We start from the raw sequence: 17,650 nt of genomic DNA on the forward strand, positions 1-17,650 counted from the left end.
GGCAGTAATACTGTTCAACAACAACTGGCAACTATCATTTTTCAATGTATTATCTGCTGCAAATGGTTATACAGATGAAAGGATTGCGACGCAAGTAAAGCTGCCATAACCATTAATAGCTGGTATTTTAATATTGGCTGCTATTAAAAAAAATGGAACTTCCGCTATAAAATTTATTCCCTAACAATTAAAACGGCATGCATGAAAAAACAAAGAAACAATTAAGAAAACTTTCAAATTAATCCGAAACAATTTCAATTACCCTCCAATTTTTTTTCATGATTCACTCAACTCTACAACAGAGCTGTTTATACATTCAACAGCCCGCCGTAACCTGCCTAACACAAAAAAAGAAATACCCTTTTACAAAGCAATTTTTTTACAATTCTCTTATTCTGTATTGTATGCTGGCATGCATACCATTTACGCTGGTAAAGGCACAGGCACCTGTAAAAAGAAATAATGTATTACTTATTTATGCTGATGACATGAATAATAAAGTAGATTATCTGGGTAGCCCTGCAGTACTTACACCTAACCTGCAGCGATTATTACAGCACGGCACCGCTTTTACCAAAGCTTATTGCCAGTTTGCTATTTGCAACCCTTCCAGGGTATCAATGATGTCGGGCTGGCGGCCGGATAAAACCAAAATATTTTCCAATGCTACCGATCCCAAAAAGCAGGTGCCCAATAATGTGCAATACTTACAGGATTATTTTCACTCTTTTGGTTACCGTACCGAACGTTATGGCAAAATATACCATGGCCAGTTTGAGTATGAGTTTAACTGGGATTTTGCCGAGAATTATACCGATACCTCAGACTTTGATGCCAATGCTGGCAGTATTACCACGCCACAGGATAAAACAGATCTATGGGGCATTCTTAAAGATGAAAACTTTACCAACCCCGATTCTTTAATGGCAACAAGGCTGGTGGCCTCTTTAAATGTACCCTATGAACAGCCTCGTTTTATGGCCATTGGGTTAACGTCTACACATAGTCCGTTTACACCTAACCTTACTTATTGGAATTTATATGGTAAGTCAGACACTTTAGAAAACTTACTTTACTGGCATAGTGCCAGCACCGTATTGGGAAATAGTGCACAAAATATACTACTGCCAAACACCCCTGCTAACGACAGGGATGATATTCCCGCAGCGGCTTTTTTCCTAAACAGTACCATTCCCGTTTCGGATAGTGAATGGAGAAGTACAGTGCAAGCCTATTATGGCGAAGTATCGATACTGGATAAAAATCTGGGCATTTTGCTTGATGCACTGGATAGTAAAAACATGTGGGATAGCACTGTAGTTGTTTTTGTAAGCGATCATGGGCAACATTTAGGGGAACATGGTGGTATGTGGTATAAAAATTCTTTGTTTAACGAGTCTATGCAAGTGCCCCTAATTGTTTGTGCACCAGGCAAGCCTGCTGCCATTTGTAATAATATTGTTGAGTTGGTTGATGTTTACCCCACGCTAACGGAATTGTGTAAACTACCCACCCCTGCCAATATGGAGGGGTCTGGTTTTGTAAGATTACTGCATAATCCAAACCAACCCTGGAAAAAAGCAGCATATACCCAAACCAGGCCAGGGGCATCATTTCCGCTGGTTACAAAGGCAGAAGGCATATACACAAATGAGTATCATTATAATTACTGGGGGCCATATGGTGAGGAACTGTACGATAGACTTAACGACCCCAATGAGTATAATAACCTGGCCATCATTCCCGAATTTGTTTCGGCACTTGACTCTTTAAGAAATATAAGAATCAACGGATATATACAATCCTTACCACCTGCCTGCGATTCAGTTTTATATTATGCAGATAAAGATGGTGACGGGTTTGGCGGAACCATCAGCCAGTTTAAAGGTTGTTATCAGCCCATTGGTTATGTTACCAACAATGTAGATTGTAACGATAGCCTGGCAACCATTAGCCCCAATGCCATTGAAATATGCGATGGCATAGACAATAACTGCAATGGACTTGTGGATGAAAATGGGATTATGCCAGTAATTAATCAGGGTATAACTGCAACGGTTTGCTCTGGCAGCAGTATTGTATTATCGGCAAACAGCGATAATGTAGCCAGTTTTCAATGGTATAAAAATGGGGTTGCCATTACCGGAGCTACCAGTGCTACCCTAATAGTTACACAGGCAGGCAGTTATTCGGTAAAAGAAACTACAGCAGAGGGTTGCAGCGCATTTTCGGCTAAAACTACTGTTTCAACGGCCAGTAGACCTACAGCTACCATAACTGCATTAGGTAATTTAAATATTTGTGCCTCAGGCTCAGTTTTATTGGAAGCCAACAGTGGTGCAGGCTTAACTTACCAATGGAAAAAAGGCAGTACCCTAATTAGCGGTGCTACCGGCATACAATATACCGCTACCAGTATTGGCACCTATTATGTAGTGGTAACCAATAGCAGTAATTGCAATAAACAATCTACCGGAGTAAAAGTTACCAAAACCTGTTTTGCAGGCAGTAATATCAATGGCAACAATTTAAATAGTGCTACAGAAAAAGCAGGTGCAATTGCTGTATATCCAAACCCGGCTAACAATTTGGTTACAGTACAATATTTAAGCAACAGTAACAATAAAGCTAATATTACTGTGTACGACATTACTGGTAAAGCCATACTTACCAACACAGTAAATGCTATTAAAGGCAGTAACAATTTTAGCTTTAATGTGGGTAATGCTGCAGCTGGTGTTTATTATGTGGAAGTAAATAATAACAATGAAAAGCAAAGGGTACAATTTCTTGTTGCCCATTAAAATTCTAAAATATCTGACTACTAAAAACCCCGCCTGTTAGCGGGGTTTTATATTTTAATGCTTAACCAATAAGCCATGTATTTAATGATGCCATGAAAGAGGAACTTTGAACCGAGCGTGGCAAGTAAAGCTAAATAGTTATTCAACTGCCGGCCAACAAACTTGTATTTTTTGGGCCATGCTGTAAAACATAGATTAGGCATTACTTGCGTCGCACTCTTGGGGTTTCTGTTCGCTGTTGTGCTTTTTTATTCACCTGCTAACCATTGCTTAAACTGTGGAGAACGCTCTGTACTTACAATGGTTTCGTACTTAGATGGTGGATTTAATTTAATAAGCACCCTGGCTTTTGAATAACTTACCATTTCGGCAATACTGGGATAACTGATAATAAACTGCCGGTTAATTCTAAAAAACATTTTAGGGTTAATAAGGTGATCCAACTCGTCAAGATTATTATCAATTGGGTATCTTTTACCATCTTTTAGTACAGCAAAATTGGCTTTATTTTCGGTATAGAAATAAGCAATATCGTGGGTTTCTATGGTTTTAATATGTTCGCCAAACCTTATTACAAAACGCTCTTTATAAGTGGTAGGCTGCTTGCTTAAAGCAGATAACACCTTAGAAATATCCTGTGCAGGTGTTTGTGTATTGGCATACAATTTATTAAACCTTTCTATGGCTTTGGTAAGATCATCTTTTTTAACTGGCTTAAGCAGGTAATGAATACTGTTTAGTTCAAATGCCTGTAAGGCGTATTGATCGTAAGCTGTAGTAAAAATAATAGGACAGTCTATTTGTACCTGCTTAAAAATTTCAAAGCTGGAACCATCTGCCAAATGAATATCGGCAAATATGAGGTTTGGCTGCGGATAGGTATTAAACCATTTTACGGCGGTTTCAATACTATCAATGGCATTAATTATAATGGCTTCGGGCATTAGCTCGGCAATCATTTTTTGCAATCGTTTTGATGCGGCTTCTTCATCTTCGATGATGAGTATCCTGATTTTATTCATGGTCTAACAAGGGGATTTTAACAGTGAAATAAACAGTATCATTTTCAATGGTAACCGATTTGCCGCTTAATAGCTGGTATCGCCTCTGAATATTTAATAAGCCAGTATGGCTGCCTTTCTCGGGAGTAAATTTTTCGCGGATATTATTACGTATTACCAATTGTTGCTCTTCATTTATAAACAACTCTATATGCAAGGGATGTTCAAGTGAAACCACATTATGTTTTACCGCATTTTCAAATAAAAGTTGTAACGCAAGTGGTACAATATAGAAGCTTTTTTGTTGGTTTTCAGTAAGTTGTATACTTATTAATAAAGCCTGACCAAAACGTTTTTGTTGTATAAATAAATAGTTTTTTAAAATGTCTATTTCCTCCTCAAGGCTAATAAGATTTTTATCCTTTTGTAATACGATGCTGCGGTAGAAATCGGATAAATGCTCTACATAAACAACTGCCCTTTCGGGGTTTTCTTCTATTTCGGAAATGAGGGTATTAAAACTATTAAACAGAAAGTGAGGATTTATTTGATTACGCAAAGTTTCCAGCTGCGATTGAATTTTTTGCTTTTCCAGATTGTTGAGTTTTTCTATTGACCACTCCCTTTGCTTTATAATAAGAAATAAAATACTTATTACAAGCACCAACACAAGTAATATAAACCAAAGCTGTTGCCAATAAGGTTCTTCAATGGTAAATACAAAGGAAGCCTCTGGCGCACTACTAAAATTCTGATTAAGTGATACCCTTATTTTAAATGTATATGTTCCACTGGGCAGGCGGGGAAAGTTTTTCATATGGTCTTTGGTAATTACCCAGTCTTTATCGTACCCTTCCAGTTTATATTGGTATTGAATTTTCTCTGGCTGCTCGTAAAAAAGGCCGGTAAAATAGAAACTTATATTATTGGCATCCGAAGAAAATACATGACCGTTTTGAACCAATGTATCGGTTAAAAATAATTGCACTTTATCAATTACAATAGATGGCTTTTGTTGTAACTGATAGCCGGGCTGATATTTATATACCGAGAATTCGTTGGAGAAATAAATATCCTGTACCCTGCCCCTGGTAAACGTATTAAAATCTGAGTTGATATTGGATAAGCCCTGTTCTTCGTTGAGATAACTAATTGTTCCGGTAATGGTATTTATAATATCTATACTTTTTTTATGTGCTGCCAATAAATAATCACCTGAAACAATTAAGGAGGTAATATTTAAATCGGTAAGCCCTTGTTGAATTGAAAAAACTGTAAAATGCTTTCCATCATATCTAACCAAGCCTTTATTAAAAGTATTAAACCATAAATTACCTTGTTTATCTTCTACAATCTTATATATCACATCACTTTCCAATAAACCTTTTACGGGTTTAAAAACATTGTTTTCCAACACAATGGTCCCTTTGCCATCTGTTGCAAACCATACCCTGTTATGGCTGTCGGTAAAAATATCATATACATATTTACTGCCCAGATTTTTATCTTCGGCAAAATTGGTAAAACTGTATGTTTCCTCACCGGGCGAATCAGTTGTATTTTCTTTTATCCGGCATTCAATTGCACCTTCTAAACTGGCTATCCAAACAGTATTTTCTTTTCCTGAAATAGACAATATGCTGCTGTTTATTAAGGTGGGATACTCTTTAAGCACCCTGGTTTTACCTGTGTTGGGATCAAGTAATATTATCCCACTACCCATGGTGCCAACCCAAATCATCCCATATTTATCCTGATACATGGAAGTAATATCAGATTGCTGACTTATAAGTGGTATAATACTTTCCTGCTGTTGCCAACTACCATCAGGTTGTAGGATGGCATTAAACAGTTTATTTCTTTTATTAAACCATAATGTACCACTTTGGTCGTAAAACAACATATGAAGATCTTCGGGTGCAATTGTATTAAAGGAAAACAAATACTGTAGCTCATTGCCTACCATACGCAATAGCTGATTATTTCCTCCGGCCCATATATTGCCTTCTTTATCCCGTAATAAACAACTTACCTTTTTAATTTGCAGGGTTTGCTTTTCAACATAAATAGTATTGTTTACATCGTCGTACCTAACTTGAATAATCCCATTCTCATCTGTTCCAATATAGGCTTTTGAACCAATGCCCAGCATATCATTAACTTCACCATATAACCAGGCACCCGGCTTCCCCAAACTATCAGAGAAGTTATTATACATGGTTACGCCACCATCCTGCATGCCAATCCAAAAATTATTATTATTTACCGGGTAAATGGATTTTACAATATTATCGGGCAACCCATTTTTAGAGGTAAATGATTTTATGAATTTATGCCTTAGGTCGGCACTGCAAAAATTAATGCCATGGTCAGTAGAAACAAGTACATTATTACCCGGCAGTAAGCTTATATCGTAAATATAGTTATCCGTTAAACCATCTTCCTGGCTAATTTGATATAAAATTTTTTGCTTATAAAAATATATTCCTTCTCCCGCAGTGGCAAACCAGATTATACCACTTTTATCTACAATAATTTTATTTATAGCAACTTTGGGGAAACCTTCCTGTAAGTTAAAAGCCTCAATTTTATTGTTTTGCCTTAGTATAGCAATGCTGCCATCTTTATAACCAATCAGGGTTTCTTTTGCACTAATCTCACAAATAGCTGTTACATCATCAGCTACCCCGGCTGCTTTGTTTATCTTAAAAAAATTAATACCATCAAACCGGTATAAACCATTTGATGCGCCTACCATTATATAACCTGAGCTCAGCTGGCAAAGGGTATTTATTTGTATAATGCTTTGAGAATTATCTGCCAGTAAAGTGTATATTTTGCTTCCTGCCGACTGAGAAAAGGCAGTTACAATACTTAAAAAAAATACAATAATATATACACAGCATTTAACCATTATCGGGGTTGCAAAATTGCATTTACTTCTACTTTAATCTCATCAGTTAATTTTTCATATACTACCCTGGGAATAGGTATGTTATAATCACTTAGTAATATGGTAAACTTAGCTTTGATATACAGTTTTTTATTTTTAACCGTAACTTCTGTTTTTAAAATCCTTTCGTTAGATAAACCATGTAATGTAAAAACTCCTTTTGCCCTTATTTCATAAATGCCATCCTGTGTAAGATCCTGATCTTCAATCAACTTACCCTTAAAATATGCCTCAGGGTATTTCTCTGCCTCAACATAATTTTCATGAAAATGTATGCGTTGCAAGGGGCTATTAAAACCTTCAAATGTGCGCACATTTATTTTGAATGTAAATACCCTTTTATTGTTATCTAAAAAACCCACTAATTGGTTTGATGTGCCTTTAATTAATTCCATTGGTGCCTCAGACCTAAAAGTTACCAAACCGTTGGTTGTTTGAAAAATGGCATTATTTTGCCCAACAACAGTTAAGCCTGTAATTAGAAACACAAGTAAGGTTGTAATTGATATTTTATGCCTGTAATGCATTATACCTGTTTAAGTATGCTCAAACATAACATATTTACCTGTATAAAACAATGCATAAAAAGGCATTATAAGCTGATGTTAATCAACTTCAATCGTTAAAAATTCATTGCATTTGTACCCGGCTGTATAACCATTGGCATCGCCGCTTATGTCACTCACTGCACCGTTCCTCATTTATGGCGGCAATATTGTTATAAAAGAGGTTAAATGGTTAATTCCATTCGCTTTTTCTGCAAAAAAATACCGGTATACATTAACACGTAATACCGGTGTTTTTTATATGATGCCCAAAGCGTAGAACGATGAACCGAGCGTGGCAAGTAAAGCATTATTTATATTCAACTGCCGGCTCCCAAATTAACTACCTAAACTACCTAGATAGTTGAGAAATTTTGCCCCATATTAAGGGGTAGTTTTTGGCTTTACAATGGTAAATACCCTGGCTATATTAAAGCCAAAATGAATGCCACCATCGCCCCAACTATTGGTGGTTTCGTTTATAAATGTTCTTTCCGTCATACCGGTACTGTTACTTAACTGAAACTGAAATACGTGACCACCGGTTTCAATTTCGTACCCTACAGATAATGAGTTGTATGTACCAGGCATTTTACTATCGGGCAATTGATAATAGTATTCGGCGGTAAGGCTGGTCATTTTGGTAATTTTTATTCTTACCCCTGCTCCAATTGAGTATAAATCGTTGGGTATATTGCTGGTGGCAACTGTATTATAATGTACCATGGTAGGCATAACCTGTAAAGAAAAGCCGTTTCCAAACTTACGACCTATAAGCGCCTGATATACATAACTTGTTTTATCGCTGGCACGAGGTTTTACTGTAATGCCTAAATTTCTTTTTACAGCAGCAGTATCAGTAGCATACATAACACCTGCCAACAGGGTTACAGAAAGCGGCACATTTGTTTTGCCTGAAGATTGCCATAACAACCTGTATTTTAAAAAGCCATTGTATTGTTTTTCAAATGTACTTCTTCCACCACCTACAGTAAGGCGGTTGGTTATACCATAATCTGCACCAATAAGCATAGAAGCATAATCAAACCCAAAAATATTATAAAAGCCCTGGTTAAGCGTACCAAAACGGTGCGATACCTTAAAATCTAATACGCCGGCCTGCGTTGTTTCCAGTGTATGAGAATTAATTAAACGGCTGGTGGTAAATGTAGCTTCGGTGCGTTGTGTAGCACTTTTAGTTTTGTTTTTCATTTCAGCATCCAGCAAAGAATCAAGGTCTACGTTTTGCGCATAGGTATGCCCAACTAAAAGAGCAGTTAGGATGGAAACGATGAATTTTTTATTTATCATGGTCTATTTTTTTGGGGTTGATTATCTTTTTTCGAAATCGCAATTAACAGTAATTTGAATATTATCGGATAATTTGCTTTGTACAAAAGACTGGCCCATAATTTTATATTCCTTTCTATTTACGTTAAATACTGATTGTGCATTTAACTTACCACCTTTTATGGTAATTACGCCTTTTGCAGTTACTGGTTTGGTAACATCTTTAATAGTTAAATTACCACTAACCACCACATTATAAGATCCATCTTTAGCAAAGTTTACAGCCGAAATATCAGTTATTTTACCAGAAAAACCCGCTTTAGGAAACTTATCGGTTTCCATATAGTTTTCATCGTTAAAATGATCTTCCATGGCTTGTTTTGGGAAATGGAAGCTTTTAATAGCTACTTTAAAATCAAATGTACCGGTAGTGCTATTTAACAGGCTAACTACTTCATTGTTATTGCCTTTAATATCTTCCATTTCGGTATGCGAATAGATAGAAATACTACCATTTCGGGTAATATAATCCTGTGCCATTACATGTGTTGTAACAAAAAGGCAAACTAATATTGCTATTGCTTTCATAAACATTTATTTTAAGATTGAAATTTAATTTTGTGGAGCGCCTCTGTTAACCCAGGCACTAAATTTATTTATTTCACAGTCAGACAACTTGGCGCCACCTTTAGGCATGGCAGATGTTGAGCCGTCTTGTATTAAGCACGACATTAATATGCCAAAATCTGCATAATCTTTTATAGTTGCATAATCTGTAAGTACAATTCCACCACCCAAATCGGCAGTACCGCTATGGCAGCTATAGCATGATGCTGCCATAATATTTTCCAGTTCAACGCTTAATCTAACGGTAGTTGTATCGCAGGTAACTGCCGGATAAACCACATCGGCTTTATCGTAATAGCAGCTATTAAAGAATATAAGTGAAATAAAAGTGAGGAGCCCAATTACTGAAATCTTTTTCATTTTTTAATTTTATTTAATGAACAAGTCGGATTGAAATATTTATGGTTGAAGAAAATTTGTTTGGATTTGTCTTTTACAAAGTAGTTAAAATATCTTAACTCAGGTTTTGCATAAGCGCATTAGTTATTACAAATTTAGTGATTATCAAAGTCATAGCCCATCATATCGCTACTTCAAATTATGTTATTAATTGTTGGGCGTTCCGGCATCAATCCATTTTTGCAATTGTTGTATATTACAATCACTTAATGTACCAGATGGGGGCATTGCAATATAACCTGGTGCTTTGTTAATTGCACCCATTAAACGGCCATTCAATGCTACAGTTTTAACACCAGCATAAGTTGATAGATTTATTCCGCCACTTGCATTGGTACCCGAATGGCAGCCTGTACAATTTGTTGTCATTATTGGCGCAACAGCACCACTATATGAAAAAACAGCACTATCACAACCTGCACAATTAGTTGTGTTTTGAGCTCCTTCCTCTATCCATTTACTAATCAGGCTAATTTGGTCGGCAGTAAAATCAGTATATCCTTTGGGGGGCATTTCTCCTGATTTAATTACCTGCAAAATCTTACTTGCATCGGGGTTACCTGGCTTTACGCCCTTTTTTGTGATATTGGCATAAGTGTCAAATACATAACCCTCAGCTTTTGTTTTACTATCATGGCAACCACTAATAGCACAGCCACTTTGAAATAGAGGTAAAATATCACCTTCAAAACATACCAAAGAACTACCTCCTGTACCACCACCGGTTCCTGTAGTGTCGGTTCCTCCTCCGTTATTATTTCCTCCTCCGCTTCCGGAATCATCAGGATTTACTACTTGGTGTTTACAGGCAAAAAACAAACCTGCAACTAATGCAATCAGCATAATTGGCTTTTTCATGACATGAATTTTAAAACGGTTACTTAACAATGATGCCCTGGTTGATAATAACATCGCTTAAAAAGCCGGTACAAACACCTTTAAAAGTAATAGTACTGCCTTTAGCAATTGTGCCAGGGTTTTCTTTAAATGTACAATTCACGCCAAATAGAGGATCGTTTGATTTTAAGTAAACAACGGTTTCACCCGCCTGATTTTGTTTGGTTTCGGTTACCTCGCCGGTAACCTGAATAGCTTTATTGAGATAAAGGGCATTAGCTCTTTGTTCGCTTAGGTTAAAAGAATCGAAAATAGCAATAGCGGTAATCTCCAGCCCCTTTTCACCAGCTACATTTCTGGCAGGTTTATTCCACATATAATAGCCATAAATACTACCAAATAATATTGTGGCCAGAACTACTATAAGTGCTATTTTCTTTTTAGATTTCATAATTATATTGTATGACAAAATAATGCCAGTTTTGAGGATTGTACAACTGTACTAAACCGAGACGGCAAAAAATACCGCTAAACCGGTAAAAGATGGGGTTAGAACTATGATTTAACATACTGCTGCACCGGTAACCTGTTGGCCAAACTTCGGGCCAGCGTCATTTCATCGGCGTATTCCAGTTCACCTCCAAATGCAATACCCCTGGCAATGGTGGTTACCGTACATGGTGTGTTCTGCAGCTTTTTTTGAATATAATAAATGGTGGTATCGCCCTGAATATTTGGGCTTAGGGCAAATATCAACTCGCTGATTGATTCGGTTTCAATTCTATGGATAAGGGATGAAATATTCAATTGATCTGGCCCAATACCATCCAAAGGAGAGATAATGCCCCCCAAAATATGATAGGTACCATTAAACTGCTGTGTACTTTCAATGGCAATAACATCTCGCAAATTTTCTACTACGCAAATCATTTGCTGGTTGCGGGCACTATTGGCACAAATTGCGCAAAAATCGCCATCGCTTATATTGTGGCAACGGCGGCAAAACTTTACCTCTTTACGCATTTTGGCAATGGTTTCACTAAAATGCGTTACAATTTCTGTATCCTGCTTTAACAGGTGTAATACCATACGCAATGCTGTTTTCTTTCCAATACCGGGCAGCTTGGCAAATTCATTTACAGCATTTTCAAGTAGTAAAGATGGTAATTGCATACATGCAAATATATGCCAGAGATGTTTGTGCTTTACTAAAAGCTAATACCCTGTAGCGGGTAGTTTGGCATATACTGTATTTCTTATATTAGTGCAGCAATAAAAAATATGGCAACCATTATCACTTTGCGCTTAGCTATTTATCGATTCGCCCTTTTAGTACTCATATTCATCTGCGGTGTGGTGTTTAACAGCTGCTTTCTATTGGATAACAGTGGAGAAATACTATACAGTAAAGACATCTACACCATTCGAAAAAAGAATTTATTTAGCTACTATAAGGCATCACCAGATTTATTTGTGGCTACTGATAAGGGAGAGATTAAGATTAACTTGAACGCCTTTGGTAAAATCAACATTGCACAGGAAAAAATTACCCATATCGATATCCGACAAATTACGCAGGATTCAGTGGACATTTATTGCAGCACCAACGATACAACAGTTGCGATGAAGGAGGAAGTTTTCCATGTAAACATTAAAAAAGCAGTAGATAGCATTTTGCAGCAACAGCACCGCTAATTATACATGAGTGTCCAAATTGACTGGCTCTTTACCGAACCCTGCAGTGTGCGACGCAACGGATGCCGGGCATTTTTATTAGCCCGGCCCACAAAAAAGCCCATTTTATTAAAAAAAATATACCGCCTTACAAATAGTAAAATGTTTAAAATACTAATTCCCGTCATGTTTTTCTTTTCACTCACTTTTTGACAAGGCAAATCAAATGGCTTTTATAAAACAGAATTTCATTGAGAATTAATTGATTAGCAATAGCCTGCGACAATAACAATTGTTAGCTTTAAACGCTTATCTGGCTTGCATTTGCTGTTGATAAGAATCATAATATTTTTTATCGTTAAACAAACAATTAATACGTAAATTGCATACAGTAGAATTAAGCGAGAGCTATTAGATTTTTAACGATTGCCATACTTTTTATTGTACCCAAATTGCCGTATATGAAAGCCAATTCATTTTTAAATGCTTTGCATGCCAATAGTTTTTCGCATGTAACATTTTACAAATCAAACACAGGTAAACAATACCCACCCAAATTAAGCCCAAGGCATATTAGCAGAAGAAATTTATTACTTTTCTCTGTTGTGTACTATTCCATACTTAGTCTGGTGCTGCTAAAAATGATAGTGTAACAATTAGCCTTTTACTGCCACATCAATTTTATTTGGTTTTGTTTAACCATTTCCTGTTCTTTTTACTAAATAGTTGTACTTGTTTACAGGCTTTGTACTAAGGCCTGGCATCGTTGTGTCACTCACTTGTACTGTTGCACGCCTGGCAACAATAAGCACATTTTGTTAATTAGTATCTTTAGGGCCAAACTATTTATATGGCAGAGGATTTACACATTATTCTGGGAACTAAGGAAGAACAATACAAAACCCTGATACCCCAAATTGCAGCATTACTGCAGGGCGAACCAGATTTGGTTGCCAATATGGCCAATACCGTAGCCGCCTTAAAAGAGCAATTTGGTTGGTTTTGGATAGGGTTTTATATCGTAAAAAATGAAGAGTTGGTGTTAGGCCCTTTTCAGGGGCCGGTAGCATGTACACGTATTCGTAAAGGCCGTGGCGTTTGCGGTAGCAGCTGGGCACAGGCCACCACCTTAATTGTACCAGATGTAGAACAGTTTCCCGGCCATATTGCCTGTAGCAGTTTATCTAAAAGTGAAATTGTAGTACCTGTACTGCGCAATAACGAAGTAGTAGCAGTGCTTGATGTGGACAGTTCATCACTAAACAGTTTTGATACTATAGACCAACAATACCTTGAACAGATAGTTAATCTGGTTAATTTTTCTTAGCTATATATTTTTGCGTAGCAGGCTGAAAAGCAAGCCAGGAATGCCAGAACTCCTGAGAAGCAGGAAGGGCTTGTAAGCTTTGCCCCTTTAATGGCCCGCTAATACAAATACCATCATTGTTCCATTTAGATTGTGTGGTATAATCTGTAAGAGTATCTTTTATTATAGCAAACGTCAAAGGCTGATTATTTACCATCCTGCTCCACACATGAAAAGTAGCAGTATCTTTTTCTATAGTTATTAAAACCGGCTGTTGATTAATATTATCTTCTATTATTTTGGCCTGCACCAGATCATTCCAGTCGTAAGCCCTAGAAATACCCTGTGCCGTTACCCCTACCACCCATGATTTCATTTTCCAGGATCCTGTATCTCTTTTTTCCAGACTGCTATTCAATATGCCTTTATCGTAACCGGCAAGGCTGTCGTATTCTTTGGTATATAAACTATCGGGCTGCAAAATTTTTGAATCAGGATATACACGTAGCCATGCCGCTAATGTGGATTGTCGAGAAGGAAATTCGCTAAGTTTTGTGCCCTTTAATGCGCCTGTGATGGCTTCGCCGGTAGACTGCCGCCACCAGCTTTTGGTACTAGCATCTTCAAACATGGCATTAAAATGATCCATGCCAACTAACCTGAACTCCTCCTTTTTTCCGTTTACCATGGGGCTAAATACACGTCCGGTTCTGCAAACGGTACAATAAGTAACCATAACAGGTATGCCGGCAATGGTATCCTGTACCTGGTGATGGTACCCGATTATTTCAATGGGGTATGCTTTGGCCTGACCATTTATGGCTATGCCTATGACTAATTTATCGGGATCAACCTTATTTTCGGCAATGCCAACAAGGTTTTTGTTGGTGGGCTGATAAAACATTTTATCGGCCAGAAATTTAAAATTAAAGGCATAAAATATGCCCACATACACTACAAAAAAAATGAGAAGCAATGCTTTGCTTAATTTGCTGCTATTGGGTATTACAATTACCAGTGGTATAACTAAAAGCAACCATAAAATAATACGGATATACCAGATGTACTGGTCTAAAAAATAGGCAATATCAATAGTATTGGCTTGCTGACTACCGGGAAATGGCATAATAAAATACACCCGCAATATTTCTACCGCAACCAATAAAATTAACCCAAGCCAGAGGAGTGATTTTTTCATAACAGGTTATTTTTTATAAGATAACAGTAAAAAAATTCACTTAAAAAGTAGCCAATACAGTAACGCCACCTTGCACTACCTGATTAAGTTGTACATTAATAGTGGTTCCTAACGGCAGCAATACATCTACCCTACTGCCAAATTTTATAAAACCCATTTCGTTACATTGCTTTACTTCTGTACCTACTTTTAGATAGTTACATATTCTTTTGGCCAGTGCGCCTGCAATTTGTTTTACCAATATCGTGCCTTTGGCATTTTCTAATACCACACTATGCCTTTCATTTTCAGTTGAAGATTTAGGATGCCAGGCTACCAGATATTTGCCCTTATGGTATTGGCTATATTTTACTACACCGTTAATAGGGTTGCGGTTAACATGCACATTGGCGGGGCTCATAAAAATGCTTACCTGCACCCTTTTATCGTTAAAGTATTCAACATCGGTAATTTCTTCAATTACTACCACTTTACCATCTGCGGGGCAAATAATCTGGTTATCGTTAATGGTTAATTTTCTGTTGGGAATTCTAAAAAAAGAAATGAGAAACAGAAACACAAATAAGGTTACAATAAAAATTGCTACTGCCAGCCAGGGCATGGCAGCACTTAAAAAATTAAAGGAAACAATATTAATTATTCCAAACAGTAAAGCACCGATGCCAATGGATTGATATCCTTCTCTATGAATTGTCATGCAATAAATTTGAATGGCAAATATAGGCTAAGACATAGAAGGTGCAAAGCAGTGTTAGAATGGGAATAATTTTAGCAGGTAGCCGGCATCTTTGCCTGTTTTGCCTTTAGCCCAATAGCGAACAGAACCCTGAAGAGTGCGACGCAACCGGGCTGGCAATTAATTACCAAAGCCGGGCTCAACATATTGCTGTATGTAAGTAGAGGGGTGCAGGTTTACAAAAACCAGATGACATATACCCAAACAAATGGAGTGGCCAGTAATAAGGAATCGAACCTGTCGAGAAAACCACCGTGGCCGGGCATAATTTGACCGCTATCTTTTACATTGGCCAGCCTTTTTAATTTGCTTTCCAATAAATCGCCGGTTGTACCTACTATTGCACCCAGAGAAGAGATTACGATAAGTGATACATAATCCTGCATTTCAAATACAAAATACCCTAACAAACTTACGGTAGCAATGGCCAGAATGGCGCCGCCGGCTGTGCCCTCCCAGGTTTTTTTTGGGGAGATTTTTGAGAATGGTGTTTTACCAATAAATGAGCCTACAATATAGGCCATGGTATCGTTTATCCAAATAGAGGCAATAAGGGTGATGGGTATTGCCCAGCCAAAATCAAAAAATAACATGGTGCCTTTAAAAGCCATCCCTACATTTCGTAAGCCAATCATACAACCCCATGCTAATGAAATATAGAGCAGCCCTATAATGGAATGGCCGATTGATTTTGTACTAAGCTGTCTGCTTAATAACACTTCGCTTACCGGCAGGCCAATAGCTGTTACCAGCATAAGCCACCAACCTACTTCGCTAACTGAAATACTGCCAATAGTATAGGCCTTGTTGGTCATCCATAACATAAAGCCCCAGCCTAAAAGCATAACACCATACTTATGAAATAAATTAATGGTTTTATAGTCGGCATCAATTAAACCTACCAATCGCTGGTATTCTATCCAGCAACCAAAATGGATGATGGAAAAAAGCAATAAAAATGTCCAGTGATTGATTAATAATCCACAAAGCATTACCGCTACAAAAACAATAGCAGTTAATGCACGGGTCTTAAATGTTTGAAAATTAAACGCCATTGGCAGGATTTATTGTTAATACAATTATTTGCAAGTTAATAATGCTGGCAAAAAATTTATACCTCATCATCATTGGTTGCTGAAATGCCTGAAGCAGCAGCATCCAGCAAAGTTTTGGCCTGGGCAGCATTATCTGGATGCACATATAATTCTATATAACCGAAAGTAAGATAACTGCTATCCATTTTATTCATAGATACCACCTCAATATTATTATCTTCCAGCATGCCTTTATAAATACTGGCATCTGCAAAACTGCTGCTTTTAAATATCATTTGCCATCCGCTCATATACTTGTATTTATGTTGTTTTCAGTTATGGTGGTTACCAATACCCTGTCGCATTCTTTTTTATACAGTTTAAATAAGGCATACATTATTACAGCACCAATAATACCATAATATAAAGGGTATGTGTCGCTAATAGCTTCGGGGGTTAATTTACCTGAGCTGCTTAGCGCATAAATAACGGTTAATGTATAAGCGTTGTTTAAAAAATGCGCTGCAATAGGCATCCACATGTTTTTACTGTAATAATATAAATACCCCAGTGTCATCCCCAAACAAAGTCTGAAAAGGAATCCATAATAGGAGACATGCATCAGGCTAAACAATACACCCGTTAGAAAAATACCCCAAAATGGCTTTTTAACCATATCAATCATAATAGGTTGCAGTGTACCCCTGAAAAGCATTTCCTCAAATATGGAGGGTACCAATACTAAAACAATCAGCGAATAAAAATAATCTGCTGCATTGTGCATATTGGCCATACTCATTACCTGTTTGTTGTAGGCATCTTCCAGTCCTTTAAAATAGGTTTCGGCATTTACGGGTATGGGTATCATGCTGTTTAATTCTGCCAGCGCCCCGCCCAATAAAAGGCTGGCTGCAACAATAATAGTAACCATACCTAATTGTACAATATTACCTTTTGTTCTAAAACCCATTTGAGTCATGGGCTCAAAACCTGCTATTTTACCCATAGCAAGTGCAGGCATGGCCATGATAAAAAAACTGGTAAGTATTTGTAAAATGCGTGAAATTTCGGTATTCGCTGGCTTCATCAATTCATCGGCTAAGTGTTGAATATCAACATGCAATACCGTATTTCCAATAACGCCTGTTGCGATGGAACTGATGATAATTCCCAGCCCGCACAAACTTAATAATATCGCAAAACGGCTTACAGCATTGAATCTTTGCTCCTGCATCATATGCTTTTC

General features: G+C 37.2%; 18 protein-coding genes. 4 read left to right on the plus strand and 14 right to left on the minus strand.

Translation table 11 applies throughout. The features are described from left to right. Positions 1-404 precede the first annotated feature (404 nt). Complete coding sequence (locus GD597_RS07480; protein ID WP_171607214.1) at positions 405-2,804, plus strand: sulfatase-like hydrolase/transferase; 2,400 nt, start codon at positions 405-407, stop codon at positions 2,802-2,804. Between the two features lie 248 nt (positions 2,805-3,052). Here the strand turns inward: GD597_RS07480 and GD597_RS07485 are convergent, their stop codons facing one another. The 9 genes from GD597_RS07485 to recR all read right to left on the minus strand — a co-directional run bounded on the left by GD597_RS07485 (position 3,053) and on the right by recR (position 11,629). Further along, positions 3,053-3,826 carry a LytR/AlgR family response regulator transcription factor gene (locus GD597_RS07485; protein ID WP_171607215.1) on the minus strand — a complete coding sequence of 258 codons (774 nt, stop codon included), beginning with the start codon at positions 3,824-3,826 and terminating at the stop codon, positions 3,053-3,055. Further along, positions 3,819-6,719 carry a sensor histidine kinase gene (locus tag GD597_RS07490; protein WP_171607216.1) on the minus strand — a complete coding sequence of 967 codons (2,901 nt, stop codon included), beginning with the start codon at positions 6,717-6,719 and terminating at the stop codon, positions 3,819-3,821. Before GD597_RS07490 ends, GD597_RS07485 begins: the two co-directional genes overlap by 8 nt. Continuing rightward, complete coding sequence (locus GD597_RS07495) at positions 6,719-7,285, minus strand: YceI family protein (RefSeq protein ID WP_171607217.1); 567 nt, start codon at positions 7,283-7,285, stop codon at positions 6,719-6,721. Before GD597_RS07495 ends, GD597_RS07490 begins: the two co-directional genes overlap by 1 nt. 402 nt (positions 7,286-7,687) lie before the next feature. Beyond that, positions 7,688-8,614, minus strand: a complete 927-nt coding sequence (locus GD597_RS07500) for a DUF5777 family beta-barrel protein (RefSeq protein WP_171607218.1) — start codon at positions 8,612-8,614, stop codon at positions 7,688-7,690. Between the two features lie 21 nt (positions 8,615-8,635). Then, entirely contained in the window at positions 8,636-9,181 is a 546-nt protein-coding gene (locus GD597_RS07505) for a YceI family protein (protein WP_171607219.1), read from the minus strand. 24 nt (positions 9,182-9,205) lie between these two features. Continuing rightward, entirely contained in the window at positions 9,206-9,580 is a 375-nt protein-coding gene (locus GD597_RS07510) for a hypothetical protein (RefSeq protein WP_171607220.1), read from the minus strand. Positions 9,581-9,766: 186 nt separating this feature from the next. Further along, positions 9,767-10,477, minus strand: coding sequence for a c-type cytochrome domain-containing protein (locus tag GD597_RS07515; protein WP_171607221.1), 711 nt, complete (start codon positions 10,475-10,477; stop codon positions 9,767-9,769). Between the two features lie 19 nt (positions 10,478-10,496). Then, positions 10,497-10,907, minus strand: coding sequence for an OB-fold protein (locus GD597_RS07520; RefSeq protein ID WP_171607222.1), 411 nt, complete (start codon positions 10,905-10,907; stop codon positions 10,497-10,499). A gap of 104 nt (positions 10,908-11,011) precedes the next feature. Further along, the gene (gene recR / locus GD597_RS07525) at positions 11,012-11,629 is read right to left on the minus strand and encodes a recombination mediator RecR (protein ID WP_171607223.1); all 618 of its coding nucleotides are present in this window, start codon (positions 11,627-11,629) and stop codon (positions 11,012-11,014) included. Between the two features lie 108 nt (positions 11,630-11,737). On the opposite strand from recR, the gene GD597_RS07530 reads away from it, so the two are divergent. The 3 genes from GD597_RS07530 to GD597_RS07540 all read left to right on the plus strand — a co-directional run bounded on the left by GD597_RS07530 (position 11,738) and on the right by GD597_RS07540 (position 13,457). Beyond that, a complete protein-coding gene (locus GD597_RS07530; protein ID WP_171607224.1) occupies positions 11,738-12,151 on the plus strand; it encodes a hypothetical protein in 414 nt (137 codons plus the stop codon). 440 nt (positions 12,152-12,591) lie between these two features. Next, the gene (locus GD597_RS07535; RefSeq protein ID WP_171607225.1) at positions 12,592-12,783 is read left to right on the plus strand and encodes a hypothetical protein; all 192 of its coding nucleotides are present in this window, start codon (positions 12,592-12,594) and stop codon (positions 12,781-12,783) included. 197 nt (positions 12,784-12,980) lie between these two features. After that, a complete protein-coding gene (locus tag GD597_RS07540) occupies positions 12,981-13,457 on the plus strand; it encodes a GAF domain-containing protein (protein WP_171607226.1) in 477 nt (158 codons plus the stop codon). On the opposite strand, the gene GD597_RS07545 is transcribed toward GD597_RS07540, so the two are convergent. The 5 genes from GD597_RS07545 to GD597_RS07565 all read right to left on the minus strand — a co-directional run bounded on the left by GD597_RS07545 (position 13,444) and on the right by GD597_RS07565 (position 17,641). After that, positions 13,444-14,634, minus strand: coding sequence for a DUF3179 domain-containing (seleno)protein (locus tag GD597_RS07545; protein ID WP_171607227.1), 1,191 nt, complete (start codon positions 14,632-14,634; stop codon positions 13,444-13,446). The two genes, GD597_RS07540 and GD597_RS07545, sit on opposite strands and share 14 nt — an antisense overlap. 40 nt (positions 14,635-14,674) lie before the next feature. Next, positions 14,675-15,331 carry a phosphatidylserine decarboxylase family protein gene (locus tag GD597_RS07550; protein ID WP_171607228.1) on the minus strand — a complete coding sequence of 219 codons (657 nt, stop codon included), beginning with the start codon at positions 15,329-15,331 and terminating at the stop codon, positions 14,675-14,677. Positions 15,332-15,546: 215 nt separating this feature from the next. After that, positions 15,547-16,425, minus strand: a complete 879-nt coding sequence (locus GD597_RS07555; RefSeq protein WP_171607229.1) for a phosphatidate cytidylyltransferase — start codon at positions 16,423-16,425, stop codon at positions 15,547-15,549. Positions 16,426-16,481: 56 nt separating this feature from the next. Further along, positions 16,482-16,715, minus strand: a complete 234-nt coding sequence (locus GD597_RS07560) for a putative signal transducing protein (RefSeq protein ID WP_171607230.1) — start codon at positions 16,713-16,715, stop codon at positions 16,482-16,484. Beyond that, entirely contained in the window at positions 16,712-17,641 is a 930-nt protein-coding gene (locus tag GD597_RS07565) for a CPBP family intramembrane glutamic endopeptidase (RefSeq protein ID WP_171607231.1), read from the minus strand. The genes GD597_RS07560 and GD597_RS07565 overlap by 4 nt, the downstream gene beginning before the upstream one ends. Between the last annotated feature and the right edge of the window lie 9 nt (positions 17,642-17,650).

The sequence above is a fragment of the Limnovirga soli genome, from assembly GCF_013106755.1.
Taxonomy (GTDB): domain Bacteria; phylum Bacteroidota; class Bacteroidia; order Chitinophagales; family Chitinophagaceae; genus Limnovirga; species Limnovirga soli.